Raw genomic sequence first — 16,090 nt, forward strand, 5'->3', positions numbered from 1 at the left:
ACGTACGACGCGTGGAGGTCAGTCCTCGACGAAGTACCAGGTGCCGTCCTTCTTGACGACGTCGGTCTTCTCGCTGTCGTTCTCGGTCTTGCCGTTGTAGGTGAAGCTGGTCTTCATCATCACGGTGCCCTTGTCGCCGTTCACGGTGATGGCGCCGGGGGAGAACGTGAAGGCGTTGTCGCCGCTGCCCAGCTGGGCCATCGAGGTCCGGCAGCTCTTGATGTCCTCGGCCTTGGGGTCCACGAAGTAGTCGCCCATGTTCGCGCACTGCGCGGAGTCGCCGGCGAAGATCGCCTGCAACCACGTGTCGACGTCGTGGACCAGCTGGCGGATCTGCTCCTCGTCGGAACCGGTCGGCGGCGTGCGCACCACGGGTGTGCCGGAGGTCTGCGGGCCGGTCGGGCTCGGGTCCGTGGACGGGTCGTCGGTCGACTCGGTGCTCGGGTCGTCCGTCGGCTCGTCGGTGGGGTCCTCGGTCGACTCGGTGCTCGGGTCATCGGTCGGCTCGTCGGTGGGGTCCTCGGTCGACTGGCTGGACGTGTCGTCACCGGCCACGTCGTCCTTGTCGTCGTCGCCCTGGGTCAGGAAGAAGACCAATGCGGCCATGCCTGCGGCGATCAGCAGGGCGCCGATCACACCGGCGGCGACCAGGCCACGCCTGCGCGGCGGCTTCCCGCCCGGCGCCGGCGCCCCGGGCTGTACGCCGTACGCCGGCGGGGCGGGGGGATAGGCGTTGCCCGGGGGCACCGCGCCGTACGCCGGGGGCGCGGCCTGCCCCAGGGGGAGGCCGCATCGGCCGCAGGCCGTGAGGCCCGGGGCCAGGGGAGTGCCGCAGCGGGGGCAGACCGGAGAGTTCATGGCCGGATCCTTCCCCAGCTCGAGCCGGCTCAATCAGGGGAGATGGCCGAGCGGCCGGACCCCGGCGAGGGTCCGACCGGCAGCCACCTGGAGGCGCAGGGTCACTTCACCTCGGACTTGCGGATCAGGAACAGTCCGACGACCAGCGGGATGATCAGCCAGATCGTGGTGGTGACCGCGAGGTGTGCCCAGTCCTCACCGCTCGGGTCGCCGTTGAACAGCGCGCCCTGCGCGTAGGCGAAGTCGACCCACGGCCACAGGTCGCGGAACCACTCCTGCAGGTTGCCCAGCGTCATGAACAGCGTCGGCAGCAGGGCGTTGTAGACGAAGTAGCCCACGATGGCGCCGGCGGAGTTGCGGATCAGCACGCCGAGCATCGAGCCGATCAGCATGCCGAGCACGTTGGCCAGCACGATCAGGGAGAGCTCGTAGGCGCTCACGTTCCACGTCGTGTCCACGCCGGCGATCGCCGTACCGACGATGTTGCCGACCGCGCCGATGGCCATCGCCAGGAACATCGAGACCACGCCGATGCCGACCGCGACGAGGAGCTTGGCGTTGATCACCAGACTGCGGTTGGGCAGCAGGGTGAACGTGGTCAGGCCGGTGCGCTGGCTCCACTCACTCGTGACCGAGAGGAGGCCGATGATCGGCAGGATGATCGCGATGGGGAAGCCGATGGCCGTCGCGAAGGCCTCGTAGTCGAGCTCGGACTCGGGGGCGAAGATGATCGTCGCGGCGGTGGCGAGGACGGCCGCGATGCCGATGCTGGCCATCAGCCAGAAGCCGGAACGCGTGTCGAACATCTTGATCAGCTCGACGCGCATGATGCGGGACAGGGGGATGGGCGCGTGCTTGGCCGGACGGGTGCCCGAGGTGACGGGGGCCTCCTGGGTCAGCGTGGTCATGCTGCTGCTCCTTCACGTTGGGTCTCGGCGGTGAGCTCGAGGAACATCTCTTCGAGACCCGCGTTGTCGGAGGACCGCAGCTCGGTGAGCGCGATCCGGGCGTTGAGCGCGATCTGGCCGACCTGGTCGGCGGGCGCGTCCGTGCGCAGTGCGCCGTCGTTCGACTGGGTGACCACGATCCCCGCGTTGCGCAGGGCCTGGGCCAGCTCGGCTGCGGCGGTGGTGCGCACGGTGGTGCCGGCGGCGTGCAACAGTTCGGCCTTCGTCCCCTCGGCGACGATGCGGCCGTTGCCGATCATCACGAGGTCGTCGGCGATCACCTCGATCTCGTGCAGGAGGTGGCTGGAGAGCAGCACCGTGCCGCCCTGGTTGGCGTATCCCCGCAGCAGGTCGCGCATCCAGCGGATGCCGGCCGGGTCGAGTCCGTTGGCCGGCTCGTCGAGGATCAGCACCTCAGGGTCGCCGATCAGGGCGGTCGCGATGCCGAGGCGCTGGCGCATGCCGAGCGAGTAGTTCCTCACCCGGCGCTCCGACTCGCTCTCGGTCAGGCTGACCAGGGAGAGCATCTCGTCGACCCTTGCCTTCGGCAGGCCCATCGTGCGCTGGGCGATGGCCAGGATCTCCCGACCGGTGCGGCCGGCGTGCTGGGCCGAGGCGTCGAGGAGTACGCCGACCTGCCGGCCCGGGTTGGGCAGTTCGGCGAACGGCTGGCCCTGGATGGTGGCGCTGCCCGAGGTGGCCTCGGTCAATCCGACCATCACGCGCATGGTGGTGGACTTGCCGGCGCCGTTGGGCCCGAGGAACCCCGTGACGCGGCCGGGTCGGGCGACGAAGGAGACGTCGTCGACGGCGGTGAATCCGCGGTACCGCTTGGTGAGTGAGTCAACAGTGATCATGGCCAGAAGCCTCGCGGTGAACAGGCCTCGCCCGCATCGGGGAAGCCGGGCGCTTCGTCCCCCACTCGACCCTGACTCGACCCTGAGGCCCGCCTCACGCCGGGTCCGGGAATCCCCGGCTCGGGGGGTGCGTTGACCCGACATGCGAATTGATGTGTGGTCCGACGTCGTGTGTCCGTGGTGCTACATCGGCAAGCGTCGACTCGAGACGGCGTTGCAGGGCTTCGAGCATGCCGACCAGGTCGAGGTGGTCTGGCACTCCTACGAGCTGGACCCGGCCGCGCCGCCGGTGCCGGTGGAGCGCACGGTCGACGTCCTGGCCCGCAAGTACGGCGGCGGCGTCGAGAACGCACAGCGGATGATGGACCAGGTCGAGGCCGTCGCGGCGGAGGAGGGGCTGCTCTACCGCCTCTCGCAGACCCAGCGGGTCAACACCGTCGACGCGCACCGGCTGCTCCACCTGGCGCTGCACGACGCGGGCGCCGTCGTACAGGGGGAGCTGAAGGAGGCCCTGCTCGCCGCCAACTTCGTCGAGGTGCGCAACGTCGCCGACCACGCCACCCTCACCGAGATCGCGGTCGGCGTCGGCCTGGACGCCGCGCGAGTGGCCACCGTGCTGTCCGGCGACGAGTTCCGCGACGAGGTCCACGCCGACGTCGCGCAGGCCGGCGCGTTCGGCGCGACCGGGGTGCCGTTCTTCGTGGTGGACGACAAGTACGGCATCTCGGGCGCACAGCCCGCCGAGGTCTTCAGCCAGGCACTGACCCGCGCCTGGAGCGACTCCCACCCGTCACTGCAGATGGTCGCCGGCGCAGCCGATCAGGCCTGTGGGCCCGACGGCTGCGCCATCTGACGCTGGTCGGTCAGTTCGACGGCGACTCGGACGGCACGTCGTAGTCGTAGGTGGAGTAGTCACTCGGCGACTCGGTCGGGTCGTCGTAGTCGTAGTCCTCGGTCGAGTAGTCGCTCGGCGCGTCGCTCGAGTCGCCGTCCGACGAGCCCGAGCTGGCGTCGAAGTCGAGCTTCCAGTCGCCGTCGACCTTGCGCAGGTGCAGGTCCTCGGTCCTGGTCTCGGGGTCGCTGTCGCCGAAGCTGCTGGTCGTCTCGACCGTGGCCACGGCGGTGTCTCCGTCGATCTCCGCGCTCTTGTACTTGATCTCGTAGGAGAAGTCGCCGGAGTCGCTGGAGGCGCTGTCGTCGACGGAGTCGCGGCACTCCTGCAGGTCCTCGTCGCTGACCTCCTCGGTGACCAGGTCGCGGTAGGAGTCGCACGCCGAGGCGTCGCCTGACGCGAGCTTCTGCGTGGCGTCGTTGTAGTCGGTGATGACGTTCTCGATCTGTTCCTCGTCGCTGAGGTTGTCGTCGTCACCGCCGCCATCTCCTCCGCCGAGGGTGAGCACCAGCGCGGTGATCCCGCCGCCGACGACGAGCACGGCCGCGGCGAGCAGGATCCAGAGCTTGCCCTTGCCGGACCCGCCCTGAGGCTGGCCGGGGGCCGCTCCCCACTGCTGCTGGCCGAAGCCTTGCTGCTGCCATGCCTGCTGCGGCACGGTGCCGTAACCGGGCTGCTGCGCCCCACCCTGCGGTGCGCCGGCCTGCGGTGCGCCGTACGGCGGGGTGGGCACGCCGGGCTGTGGTGCGCCGGCCTGCGGTGCGCCGTACGGCGGGGTGGGCACGCCGGGCTGTGGTGCGCCGGCCTGTGGTGCGCCGGGCTGTGGTGCGCCGGCCTGTGGTGCGCCGGGCTGTGGTGCGCCGTACGACGGCGGGGGAGTGGAAGCCTGTTGCGGCGGCTGCGGGCTCTGCACCGGGCGGCCGGCGATACGCGTCGGCGCCTCGTCGCTGGGCACCTCCGGAGCCGCGGCCTGGGCCGGGAAGACCGCCCCACAGGCGGAGCAGCGGGGGGCCGCGTCGTTCTCGCGGCGGGTGCCGCACTGCTGGCAGAAGGCTTGACTCATGGTCGAAGTCTCCCACCCGGGCTGCGTCGACAAACAAACCGACCGGCACTTCGAGAAACAGTCCACGAACCCGATTGCATGATTATGCACAACTCCGTATACAGTTGGGTCATGTCCAAGGTTCTCACTTCCCTTCCCGTCGGCGAGCGCGTCGGCATCGCCTTCTCCGGTGGCCTCGACACCTCCGTCGCGGTCGCGTGGATGCGCGACAAGGGCGCCGTGCCCTGCACCTACACCGCCGACATCGGGCAGTACGACGAGCCCGACATCTCCGGCGTGCCGGGACGCGCACTGGCCTACGGTGCCGAGATCGCCCGCGCGGTCGACTGCAAGGCCGCCCTGGTCGACGAGGGCCTGGCCGCCCTGGCCTGCGGCGCCTTCCACATCCGCTCCGGTTCGCGGATCTACTTCAACACCACGCCCCTGGGCCGCGCGGTGACCGGCACGATGCTGGTCCGCGCGATGCACGAGGACGGCGTCGACATCTGGGGCGACGGCTCGACCTTCAAGGGCAACGACATCGAGCGGTTCTACCGCTACGGCCTGCTGGCCAACCCCGACCTGCGCATCTACAAGCCGTGGCTCGACGCCGAGTTCGTCCACGAGCTCGGCGGCCGGCACGAGATGAGCGCCTGGCTCACCGAGCGCAACCTGCCCTACCGCGACTCCCAGGAGAAGGCCTACTCCACCGACGCCAACATCTGGGGCGCCACCCACGAGGCCAAGACCCTCGAGCACCTCGACGTCTCCCTCGAGACCGTCGAACCGATCATGGGCGTGAAGTTCTGGGATCCGTCGGTGGCCATCGAGACCGAGGACGTCACGATCGGCTTCGAGCAGGGCCGGCCGGTCTCCATCAACGGCACGCGGTACGACGACGCGGTGGCCCTGGTGCACGAGGCGAACTCGATCGGTGGCCGCCACGGCCTCGGCATGTCCGACCAGATCGAGAACCGCATCATCGAGGCCAAGTCGCGCGGCATCTACGAGGCCCCGGCCATGGCGCTGCTCTTCATCGCCTACGAGCGGCTGGTCAACGCGATCCACAACGAGGACACCGTCGCGCAGTACCACAACGAGGGCCGCAAGCTCGGCCGGCTGCTCTACGAGGGCCGCTGGCTCGACCCGCAGGCGCTGATGATCCGCGAGTCGATCCAGCGCTGGATCGCGTCACTGGTCACCGGCGAGGTCACCCTCCGGCTGCGTCGCGGCGAGGACTACACGGTCCTGGCCACCTCGGGCAGCAACTTCTCCTACCACCCCGACAAGCTGTCGATGGAGCGCACCGAGAACGCCGCGTTCGGCCCCCTCGACCGCATCGGCCAGTTGACGATGCGCAACCTCGACATCGCCGACTCGCGCTCCAAGCTCGAGATGTACGCCGGGCAGCCGCTCGACCAGGGCCAGGTGCTCGTCGAGAACGGCACCCTGTTCGGTGAGCTCCCGGCCGGTGGCGCCGACCGCATCGCCGACCGCGGTGAGTCGATCAGCGACGAGGACGAGGCTCTCGACCGCGCCGCCATGGAGTTCGGCACCGACTGAACCCACTCCTGCTGCAAACAGTGGAGGTTCTCCGGCGTCTGGCGCCGGAGAACCTCCTTCTTCTTCTGGGTGAGTGCGTCTGGCGGCGCCTCCATTGCGCTCCCATCCACAGGCGGCCGAGCGAGCCGTTGCTGCGGTCCGATGTGCGATTCAGGCTCATCGGATGGAATCCACTGCTGCCCTCGCCTCGCTCCTGCGTCTGCAGGACGGTGTCATCTCTCGTCGACAGATCCTCGAGCTCGGCGGCACGGACAATGACATCGAGCGATGGTGCCGTCGAGCGAGGCTGGCACGCGTTCATGAGGGTGTCTACGTCGAGCACACCGGACCGTTGACCCGCGAGCAACGGTGGTGGTCCGCGGTTCTCTGCCACGAACCGGCCGCACTGACCGGTCTCTCGGCGCTACGTGCGCACCGGATCCGTGGCCCCTGGCTCGGTCGAGAGGAGAAGGTGGTCCAACTCCTCGTGAGCCGCACCAGGCGACTCCATCCCGCGCCGGGCGTCGAACTGCACCGCAGCCAGCACTTCGACCAGATCGCGCAGCTCCATCTGTCGCCACCGCGGGTCGCGGTCGAACACGCGGCACTGGGCGCGGCCTCCAGTGCCCGAGACGATGCTGCGGCGGTGGCAGTGCTCGCCGATCTGTGCCAGCAGCGCCGTACCACGGTGGGGCGGTTGCTCGAGGCGATCGAGTTGCGACCACGCCTGCCTCGTCGTCGACTCCTGGTCGAGATCCTCGTCGACATCGACGCCGGAGCCTTCTCGGTTCTCGAGCGCCGCTACCTCTCCGACGTCGAGCGCAAGCACGGTCTTCCTCGGGGGCATCGCCAGCGCCGCGTCGATCGAGACCGTCCGATCAGTCGTGCACCTGCGGGGCCCGGAGGAGTGATCTTCCGGGACGTCGAGTACTTGGCTCACCTGCTGCTGGTCGAGCTCGACGGACGACTCGGCCACGAGTGGTCCGAGGATCGATGGCTCGATCTGGATCGCGACATCGGAGCGGCGATCAGCAATCGGCTGACGATCCGTCCGGGGTGGAGGCAGGTGCTCGAGCCGTGCCGGCTCGCGGCGGCGGTCGCGCTGATCCTGCGCGCCCGGGGCTGGGCAGGTTGGCCGGTCGCGTGTGGTCCGGACTGCACGATACGAACGTGGCTCAACATAGGAGATTCTCCGGCGCGTGGCGCCGGAGAATCTCCACTGTCGAGGCGAACCGCCTGAGTCGGCCGCTGATCAGTTCAGCGGGCACCCCAACTCGTTCGCGGCCGCCAGTTCGTCCTTCACGGCCAGCATCGCGGCCGGGTCTCCGCTCGCGATGGCCGCGTTCACGGTCCCCACGATGTTGTACGGGTCCGTGAAGCGACGGTACGGGTACCCGAGGTCCTCCGTGGCCGCGTTCAGCCAGGCGGCGGCCGCGTGCCGCATCAGGTTGCGCTCGGCGCCGGCCGCTCCGGCTCCGCCCTTGTAGTTCAGGGCGTCGAGCAGTGAGTCGCCCACCAGAGCCGCGGTCGTGTGGAACTTGACCTGGTTCGAGTTGAGCAAGGTCGTGCTGGCGATCGGCTGCCCCGGCCCCTCCGACCAGCTGTCGGTGTGGTTCTTCCAGTAGCCCGGCGTACAGCCTTCGTCGCCGATCCGCTCGGCCTGCGCCGGCATCGCGGCAAACACGACGCCGACCAGGCCCATGACCAGCCCCAACACCCATGTTCTCTTCATGTCCCCGACTTCCGTTCAGTGTGGTCCCCTGTTCGAAAATCTAGGTACCCGGAAGCGGTCGTGTCGCGACGATGGCCCGACTTACCCAATACGGGGTACGTCGTGCAGCGAGATCCTGCGGTGGACGTCGATCTCGTCGAGGAACGCCTCGTCGTGGCTGACCACGAGCAGGGCACCCCGGTAGCCGCCCAACGCCGAGACGAGCGCGTCGTACGAACTGAAGTCGAGGTTGTTCGTCGGCTCGTCGAGCAGCAGCAGCTGCGGCGCCGGGTCGGCCAGCAGTACCGCGGCCAGGGTCGCCCGGAAGCGCTCGCCACCGGACAGCGTGCCGGCCACCTGGTCACCCTTGGAGCCGCGGAAGAGGAAGCGGGCCAGGCGGGCACGCACCTCGTTCGGGTCCGAGGCCGGTGCCCGCGCGGCCACGTTCTCGAAGACCGTGAGCGAGTCGTCGAGGGTGTCGAGGCGCTGGTCGAGCAGGCCGAACGGCACCTTCACCTGCATGTCACCCTCCGGGGCCAGGGACCCGATGATCGTGTGCAGGAGCGTGGTCTTGCCGCTCCCGTTGGCACCGGTCACCGCGATCCGTTCCGGCCCGCGGAGGTCGAGGTCGACCCGCGCACCGGTGCGCAGGTGCAGGTCGAGCCGGAGCACCTCGCGACCGCGTGGCACCTCGGTCTCCGGCAGGTCGATCCGGATCTCCCGGTCGTCGCGCACCCGCGACTCGGCGTCGTCGAGGCGCTCCCGCGCGGACTCGAGCCGGTCCTCGTGGAGCTGGCGGTACTTGCCGGCGGAGACCTGGGCGGAGCGCTTGCGCAGCTTCATCACCGCCCGCGGTTCCCGCTTGTTGGCATACATCTTGTCGGCGTAGCGCTTGCGCCCGGAGAGGATCCGCTGGGTCTCGACGAGGTCGTTCTTCTGCTTGCGGAGGTCCTCCCGCGCGGTCGTGGCTGCCTGTGCGGCTGCGGCCTGCTCGGCCTCCACCTGCTCGGCGTACGACGAGTAGCCGCCGCCGTACCACGTGACGGAGTTGTCGTGGAGGTCTCCGACCCGGTCGACCAGCTCGAGCAGCTCGCGGTCGTGGCTGACCACGACCAAGGTGCCGCGCCACGACTCGACCACCGCGTGGAGCCGTTCGCGGGCGCGGGCGTCGAGGTTGTTGGTGGGCTCGTCGAGCAGCAGGATGTCGGGGCGCTGCAGGAGCAGGCGGGTCAGCCCGAGCTGGACGGTCTCGCCGCCGGACAGCTGGCCGAGGCGGCGGTCGAGGATGTCCGCAGGCAGGCCGACCCGGGCCAGCTCGGCGCCGGCGCGTTCCTCGATGTCCCAGGCGTCGCCGACGGTCTCGTAGTCGGACTCGTCGACGGAGCCGGCCTCGATGGACCGGATCGCGTCACGGATCCGGCGTACGCCGAGGTGGTCGTCGACGCGTTCGTCGGAGCGCAGGGTGAGGTCCTGGCGCAGCCAGCCGACCCGGCCCTCGGCGCGGATGCTGCCGCCGGTCGGGGCGAGGTCGCCCGCGGCGAGTCGGAGCAGGGTGGACTTGCCGGAGCCGTTGGCGCCGACCAGCCCCGAGCGTCCGGACGGGACGAGCAGGTTCAGGTCGTCGATCACCGGTGACCCGTCGGGCCAGGCGAAGGAGACGTGGGAGAAGCGAAGCGGAGATGACAAGAGCGAGCCTCGGAATCGGGGCAGGGAACCACCCGTCGACGACGGGCTTCACGGGCGCTCTCAGAACTTCACGCGGATCAGTATGCCAAGGTCGGGTGCGTCGTACAAACGAATTTCGAGGCCGCTCCTGTGCGGTGCCGTGGACGGTTTGCCCGTGTCGCGACGCGTGTGGAGCGACGGTGACCCCGCGTTGCTTCCGGGAGGGGGCGGTCTCGATGCGGACGGACTCGGCCATCCGTGGGAGGTCGGGTAGCATTGCCGGTCCGGGCACAGCGTCGTGCACGACCTCCTGAACGGCCGCAACTTGGCCGTCGGACGAGTCCCGCAAATCCGCGACACAAATCGAGGAATCCGCTGTGAGCAAGCCCGTCGTTCTCATCGCCGAAGAGCTGAGCCCCGCCACCGTCGAGGCGCTCGGCCCCGACTTCGAGATCCGCCACTGCAACGGTGCCGACCGCGCCGAGCTGCTGCCGGCCATCGCCGACGTCGACGCGATCCTGGTCCGCTCGGCCACCAAGGTCGACGCCGAGGCCCTGGCCGCCGCCAAGAAGCTGAAGGTCGTCGCCCGCGCGGGCGTCGGTCTCGACAACGTAGACGTCAAGGCCTCCACCCAGGCCGGCGTCATGGTCGTCAACGCGCCGACGTCCAACATCGTCTCCGCCGCCGAGCTGGCCGTCGGCCTGATGCTCGCCGCCGCGCGCAACATCAGCCCCGGCCACGCGGGCCTGCGCAACGGCGAGTGGAAGCGCAGCAAGTACACCGGCATCGAGCTCTACGAGAAGACCGTCGGCATCGTCGGCCTCGGCCGCATCGGCGTGCTCGTCGCCCAGCGCCTGAGCGCGTTCGGCATGAAGGTCATCGCCTACGACCCCTACGTGCAGGCCGGCCGGGCCGCGCAGATGGGCGTCCGCCTGGTCGACCTCGACACCCTGCTCGCCGAGTCCGACTTCATGAGCGTGCACCTCCCCAAGACCCCCGAGACCGTGGGCCTGATCGGCGCCGAGCAGCTGGCCAAGGCCAAGTCCAACCTGGTGCTGGTCAACGCCGCCCGCGGTGGCATCGTCGACGAGGCCGCGCTGTACGACGCCCTCAAGACCGGGCGCATCGCGGCTGCCGGCCTCGACGTGTTCGCCAAGGAGCCGTGCACCGACAGCCCGCTGTTCGAGCTCGAGACCGTCGTCGCCACCCCGCACCTGGGTGCCTCGACCGACGAGGCGCAGGAGAAGGCCGGCATCGCGGTCGCCAAGTCCGTGCGCCTCGCGCTCTCCGGTGAGCTCGTCCCCGACGCGGTCAACGTCCAGGGCGGCGTCATCGCCGAGGACGTGCGTCCCGGCATCCCGCTCACCGAGAAGCTCGGCCGCGTCTTCACCGCGCTGGCCGGCGAGGTCGCGCAGTCGATCGACGTCGAGGTCCGTGGCGAGATCACCGAGTACGACGTCAAGGTGCTCGAGCTGGCCGCCCTCAAGGGTGTCTTCACCGACATCATCGAGGACCAGGTCTCCTACGTGAACGCGCCGCTGCTCGCGGCCGAGCGCGGCACCGCCGTACGCCTGGTCACCGAGGCGGAGAGCCCCGACCACCGCAACCTGATCACGATCCGCGGCACGCTGGCCGACGGCTCGCAGGTCTCGGTCTCGGGCACCCTGGTCGGCCTCGCGCAGAAGGAGCGCCTCGTCGAGGTCAACGGCTTCGACGTCGACATCGAGCCCACCGACCACCTGGCCTTCTTCTCCTACGAAGACCGCCCGGGCATGGTCGGCACCGTCGGCGGCATCCTCGGCACGGCCGAGGTCAACATCGCCGGCATGCAGGTGGCCCGCGACGGCAAGGGCGGCCAGGCGCTGGTCGCGCTCTCGGTCGACTCCGCGATCCCGGCCGACACCCTCGCCGAGATCGAGCAGGCGATGACCGCGCAGACCGTGCGCGCCGTCGACCTGTCCTGACCTCTTGAACACAGCGGCGTCCTGGTGCGAGTGTGGCACCAGGACGCTGTTGTGATTTTCCTGCACTCTCGGACGAAACGCTGTGGAGGAGCCATGCGCCGTACGACTCGGGTCGTGACGTTGTTGGCGATGCTGGTCATGGTCGTCGGACTTTTGCTCACCCCCGCCACGGGACCGGTCGCCGTCGCCGCCGAAGCCGCCCCCACGCTCAAGGTCTCCGCGCGCAACCTCGGCACGGTCTACCTCACTGGTCGTACGGCGCACCGCGCGGACCGCGTGGTCCTGCAGAGGCGAGCGGGCACGCGATGGGTGCGGGTGCGCTCGCTCACGAGTCGGCGGCACGCGTTCCGCACGGTCGTCTGGAAGAGTTCCCGCAAGACCGGGTACCGGGTGGTCGACGCCTCGAGCCGTCGACGGTCCGCGACCCGCTACGTGCCGCGGCTGCTGGTCACCCGCGATGCCTGCGGGGTGCGGCCGCTCAAGGCCGACGGCACTCCATGGCGCTGCACGTTCCGCGACGACTTCAGCGGTACGGCGCTCGACACCACCAAGTGGGTTCCGCAGACCGACGGCTTCATCACCGGCGACCCGCCCGGGGCGGCAGCCTGTTACCGCGGCGACAACGTGAGCGTGGGCAACGGGGCGCTGCGTCTCGTCGCCCGACCGGCCACCCTGGCCGAGTGTCCGGGGCTCGAAGGCATCTTCAAGATCTTCACGTCGGGCATGGTCTCGACCTACCACAAGTGGTCGCAGCGCTATGGCAGGTTCGAGGCTCGCGTCTTCACCACGGCCACCGAGGCGCCGGGCCTGCACGAGGCCTACTGGCTGTGGCCCGACGATCGTGAGGTCGAACTGAACTGGCCGACGACCGGCGAGATCGACGTCTCCGAGACCTACTCGGTCTACCCGGACCTCTCGATCCCGTTCCTGCACTACCGCAACGACGTCAACGGCTCCGTCACCAGTGGTGCGCACACGAACACGGCGTACGACTGTGTCGCGCACCGTGGCCGGTGGAACACCTACCGCCTGGAGTGGTCGGCCACCCGGATCCGGATCTACGTCAACGACAGGCTGTGCCTGACCAACACCTCCGGCGACCCGGCGTTCCGCCAGAAGTACATCGTCATGTTCACCCAGGCGCTGGGCTCCGGGACGAACGGCTACGACCCGCTGGATCCGCCGCCCCTGCCCGCGACCATGCGCGTCGACTACGCCAGGGTCTGGCGCTAGGCCACCATCACCCGTTCGGCAGTCTTGCGGGCGTCGCCGGAGTCGCCGCTTCGCCAGGCCTGGGCGATGCGGGCCACGGCCTCCTCGAGCTCGTCGGCGGGGCGGGTCCACGGGATCCGGAGGAACCGTTCGTAGCCACCCGTCGGTGAGAAGACCGGACCGGGCGCGACCACGACGCCACGCGCCTCGGCCTCGGCGGCCACCTGTGAGGCACGCGGTGACGGCAGCTCGCACCACATGGCCAGGCCGCCGGCGGGAACCCGGAAGGTCCACTCGGGCAGCTGCTCGGCAAGGGCGGAGGCGAGGGCGTCACGCTGCTCCCGCAGCCGGGTTCGCTGCGCGGCCAGCACGCTGCCGTCATCGCGCAGCAGGGTGGCCGCGACGAGCTGCTCGACCACGGGCACACCGAGGTCGAGCGCCAGGCGCGCCTCGGTGAGGGCGTCGAGCCGGGCGCGGGGAGCCCGCAACCAGCCGACGCGCAGGCCGCCCCACAGCATCTTGCTGGCGCTGCCCAGCGTGATCGCCTCACCGCCGGCCGCCTCGACGTGCGCGGCCATCGGCAGGGGCATCTCCTGGCCTTCGAGCGAGAGCGCCTGGTGTGCCTCGTCGATGATCGCCAACGTGCGCGAGGCGGCCAGCTGGGCGGCGTACTCCTCGCGCTGCGCGTCGAGCATGAGGTGGCCGGTCGGGTTCTGGAAGTCGGGGATGAGGTACGCCGCACGCGGTGCGCTCTGCCGGATCGTCGCGCCGATGCCTGCGAGGTCCCAGCCGTCGGCATCGACGCCGGCGCCCACCAGCCGGGTGGAGCGCATGGTCAGCGCCCGGGTGGCGTTGGGGTAGACCGGCACCTCGGCCATGATCCGGTCCCCGGGGTCGGTGCAGGCCAGGGCCACGACACCGGTCGCGGCCAGCGCGCCGGGCGTGACCATGATCTGCTCGGGATCGGTCGGCAGTCCGCGCGCGTCGTACAGCGCGGCGATCGCCTCGCGCAGCTCGGGCAGCCCGACGGGGTAGTAGCCGTGGCCGGTGAGATACGCGGGCAGCTCGGCGACGGCGCGTTCGTAGGCCGCGGCGATGCCCGGCGGGGCGGGGGCTGCGGCACAGTTGAGGTCGATCAGGTCCTCGCCGTCGACGCGCGGGGTGAGCACCCGGTCGGGCGCCCGCGTCGGTCCGCCCGGCACACAGGTGAACGTGCCGGCGCCGCGCCTCGCCTCGGCGTAGCCGCGCCCACGGAGCTCGGCGTACGCCCGGGTGACGGTGGTGCGGCTGACGGCGAGCGCGTCGGTGAGCTCGCGCTCGCTGGGCAGGCGGGTGCCGTGGGCGATCCGGCCGTCGGCGACCAGGCTGCGCAGTGCTTCGGCGAGGCCGGCGTACGCCGGGGAGCGGTCGAAGTCGGCGACGAGAGTGGCCACGGTGTGGGCCGATATGACGCGTGACATACAGGCCACTATTCCACGATTGGCTATTTGTTCAAGGGCCAATCGAGACCAGAATGGTGGGCATGTCCCTCAGCACCACGTTCCCGCGACGCCAGCTCTCCGACCTCGGCCCCCTCGAACAGCTCCGCGCCGGACGCCTCGCGCGGCGCCTGCCGCAGCTGATGATCGGACTCGTGCTGTACGGCGTCTCGCTGGCGATGATGGTGCGCGGGGCACTCGGTCTGGCCCCGTGGGACGTGTTCCACTCGGGCTTCATCCAGCACGTGCCGATCACCCTCGGCCAGGCCGTCGTGCTGTTCAGCTTCGTGGTGCTGCTGCTGTGGATCCCGCTGCGCGAGGTTCCTGGACTCGGCACGATCGCCAACGCCTTCGTGGTCGGCTTCTCCGCCGACGCCACGCTGGCCGTGCTCGCCGAGCCCGACGGTTGGGCGCCGCGGATCGCCCTGCTGGTCGTCGGTGTCGTCGGCAACGGGCTGGCCACCGCCCTCTACATGGGGGCGCAGTTCGGCCGGGGTCCCCGCGACGGGCTGATGACCGGCCTGGCCCGGCGGACCGGCCGCTCGCTCCGGCTCGTGCGCACCGGACTCGAGGTCGCCGTCGTCGTCCTGGGCCTGCTCCTCGGCGGTGCTCTCGGCGTGGGCACGGTGCTCTACGCGCTGGCCATCGGGCCGCTGGCCCAGGCGATGCTGCCGTGGTTCACCGTCGAGCTACCCGACACGCCCTAGTCTTCTCCCATGCGCGTTCTCGTCTCCGGCGGTGCCGGCTACATCGGCTCCCACACTGTCCTCTCCCTGATCGAAGCCGGCCACGACGTGCTCGTGGTCGACGACTTCTCCAACAGCAAGCCCAGCGTGGTCGGCCGCATCGAGTCGCTCTCGGGCGCCCACGTGCCGGTGCACGCGTTCGACCTGACCGACGTCGACAAGACCGAGCGGCTGTTCGCCAACGAGAAGATCGACGCGGTGATCCACTTCGCCGGCTTCAAGGCGGTGGGGGAGAGCGTCGGCAAGCCGTTGGAGTACTACGCCAACAACCTCGGCTCGACCTTCGCGCTCGCCAACGCGATGCGCCGCCACGACGTCCACCGTCTGGTGTTCTCCTCCTCTGCGACCGTGTACGGCGACCACGCGCCGGTGCCCTACCACGAGGACTACCAGCCGCTCTCCGCCGCGAGCCCCTACGGCCGCACCAAGGTGATGCAGGAGCAGGTGCTCTCCGACGTGGCCACCGCCGGCGGACTGAAGGTCGCTCTGCTGCGCTACTTCAACCCGGTCGGCGCGCACAGCTCGGGCACGATGGGCGAGGACCCGCAGGGTGTGCCCAACAACCTGATGCCGTTCATCGCGCAGGTGGCGGTCGGTCGACGCGACAAGCTGTCCATCTTCGGCGACGACTATCCGACCGCCGACGGCACCTGCGAGCGCGACTACATCCACGTCGAGGACCTCGCCGCCGGCCACGTGGCGGCGCTCGAGCACCTCGACGCGATGGTCGAACCGGTCCGCGCGTTCAACCTCGGTGGCGGCACCGGCACCAGCGTGTTCGAGCTGTTCCACGCGTTCGAGCGTGCGGTCGGCCGCGAGCTCCCGCACGAGGTCGTCGGTCGACGTGCCGGCGATCTGCCCGCCTACTGGGCCGACACGGCTCGCGCGGCCGACGAACTCGGCTGGCGGGCCACCCGCACCATCGACGACATGTGCGCCGACACCTGGCGCTGGCAGTCGGGCAACCCGCAGGGCTACCCGGAGGCGTGAGCCTGCCTCCAGTCTGAGCCGTGACCCGCGGACCACGACCGGTGGTGCGGGCCCTGGCCAGCGGGAGGCGAACCGTGACCCGCGGCCGACGAGACGGGTGTTGAGTGGGCACTGGTGTCGGGCCGTTGCCTTGCCCCGAGCTGATCATCTCGCTCCGAAGGCGTGGGGAACTGCGGCAGTTGGTGC

General features: G+C 70.1%; 14 protein-coding genes. 7 read left to right on the plus strand and 7 right to left on the minus strand.

What is annotated here, in order from left to right; translation table 11 throughout:
- Positions 1-18 precede the first annotated feature (18 nt).
- The 3 genes from ASD30_RS01650 to ASD30_RS01660 form a co-directional block, all read right to left on the minus strand.
- Entirely contained in the window at positions 19-858 is an 840-nt protein-coding gene (locus tag ASD30_RS01650) for a hypothetical protein (RefSeq protein WP_156393481.1), read from the minus strand.
- A gap of 101 nt (positions 859-959) precedes the next feature.
- Positions 960-1,766, minus strand: a complete 807-nt coding sequence (locus tag ASD30_RS01655; RefSeq protein WP_056676029.1) for an ABC transporter permease subunit — start codon at positions 1,764-1,766, stop codon at positions 960-962.
- The gene (locus ASD30_RS01660) at positions 1,763-2,662 is read right to left on the minus strand and encodes an ABC transporter ATP-binding protein (protein WP_056676034.1); all 900 of its coding nucleotides are present in this window, start codon (positions 2,660-2,662) and stop codon (positions 1,763-1,765) included. The genes ASD30_RS01655 and ASD30_RS01660 overlap by 4 nt, the downstream gene beginning before the upstream one ends.
- Positions 2,663-2,804: 142 nt before the next feature.
- On the opposite strand from ASD30_RS01660, the gene ASD30_RS01665 reads away from it, so the two are divergent.
- Positions 2,805-3,515 carry a DsbA family oxidoreductase gene (locus tag ASD30_RS01665; RefSeq protein WP_056676037.1) on the plus strand — a complete coding sequence of 237 codons (711 nt, stop codon included), beginning with the start codon at positions 2,805-2,807 and terminating at the stop codon, positions 3,513-3,515.
- Between the two features lie 10 nt (positions 3,516-3,525).
- On the opposite strand, the gene ASD30_RS01670 is transcribed toward ASD30_RS01665, so the two are convergent.
- On the minus strand, positions 3,526-4,617 hold the full coding sequence (locus tag ASD30_RS01670; RefSeq protein WP_156393482.1) for an Rv0361 family membrane protein: 1,092 nt from the start codon (positions 4,615-4,617) through the stop codon (positions 3,526-3,528).
- A gap of 111 nt (positions 4,618-4,728) precedes the next feature.
- Here ASD30_RS01670 and argG point away from each other — a divergent pair, with 111 nt between their 5' ends.
- Both argG and ASD30_RS01680 read left to right on the plus strand, forming a co-directional pair.
- Positions 4,729-6,159, plus strand: coding sequence for an argininosuccinate synthase (gene argG / locus ASD30_RS01675; RefSeq protein WP_056676044.1), 1,431 nt, complete (start codon positions 4,729-4,731; stop codon positions 6,157-6,159).
- Positions 6,160-6,322: 163 nt separating this feature from the next.
- Positions 6,323-7,378, plus strand: coding sequence for a type IV toxin-antitoxin system AbiEi family antitoxin domain-containing protein (locus ASD30_RS01680; RefSeq protein ID WP_056676049.1), 1,056 nt, complete (start codon positions 6,323-6,325; stop codon positions 7,376-7,378).
- Between the two features lie 12 nt (positions 7,379-7,390).
- On the opposite strand, the gene ASD30_RS01685 is transcribed toward ASD30_RS01680, so the two are convergent.
- Entirely contained in the window at positions 7,391-7,870 is a 480-nt protein-coding gene (locus ASD30_RS01685) for a hypothetical protein (protein ID WP_156388854.1), read from the minus strand.
- 81 nt (positions 7,871-7,951) lie between these two features.
- A complete protein-coding gene (locus ASD30_RS01690) occupies positions 7,952-9,535 on the minus strand; it encodes an ABC-F family ATP-binding cassette domain-containing protein (RefSeq protein ID WP_056676055.1) in 1,584 nt (527 codons plus the stop codon).
- Between the two features lie 356 nt (positions 9,536-9,891).
- Between ASD30_RS01690 and serA the strand changes: the two genes are divergently transcribed.
- Complete coding sequence (serA, locus tag ASD30_RS01695) at positions 9,892-11,478, plus strand: phosphoglycerate dehydrogenase (protein ID WP_056676058.1); 1,587 nt, start codon at positions 9,892-9,894, stop codon at positions 11,476-11,478.
- Between the two features lie 93 nt (positions 11,479-11,571).
- Positions 11,572-12,711 carry a glycoside hydrolase family 16 protein gene (locus ASD30_RS01700; protein WP_056676061.1) on the plus strand — a complete coding sequence of 380 codons (1,140 nt, stop codon included), beginning with the start codon at positions 11,572-11,574 and terminating at the stop codon, positions 12,709-12,711.
- Here ASD30_RS01700 and yczR read toward each other — a convergent pair.
- Positions 12,708-14,150: a MocR-like transcription factor YczR gene (gene yczR / locus ASD30_RS01705; RefSeq protein ID WP_056676063.1), complete on the minus strand. Its 1,443-nt coding sequence runs from the start codon at positions 14,148-14,150 to the stop codon at positions 12,708-12,710. The two genes, ASD30_RS01700 and yczR, sit on opposite strands and share 4 nt — an antisense overlap.
- Positions 14,151-14,212: 62 nt before the next feature.
- Here yczR and yczE point away from each other — a divergent pair, with 62 nt between their 5' ends.
- Together yczE and galE are read left to right on the plus strand one after the other, a co-directional pair.
- Positions 14,213-14,875: a membrane protein YczE gene (gene yczE / locus ASD30_RS01710; protein ID WP_056679081.1), complete on the plus strand. Its 663-nt coding sequence runs from the start codon at positions 14,213-14,215 to the stop codon at positions 14,873-14,875.
- 9 nt (positions 14,876-14,884) lie between these two features.
- Positions 14,885-15,904, plus strand: a complete 1,020-nt coding sequence (gene galE / locus ASD30_RS01715; protein ID WP_056676075.1) for a UDP-glucose 4-epimerase GalE — start codon at positions 14,885-14,887, stop codon at positions 15,902-15,904.
- Positions 15,905-16,090: the final 186 nt, after the last annotated feature.

The sequence above is a fragment of the Nocardioides sp. Root140 genome (assembly GCF_001426745.1).
In the GTDB taxonomy this organism is placed as follows: domain Bacteria; phylum Actinomycetota; class Actinomycetes; order Propionibacteriales; family Nocardioidaceae; genus Nocardioides.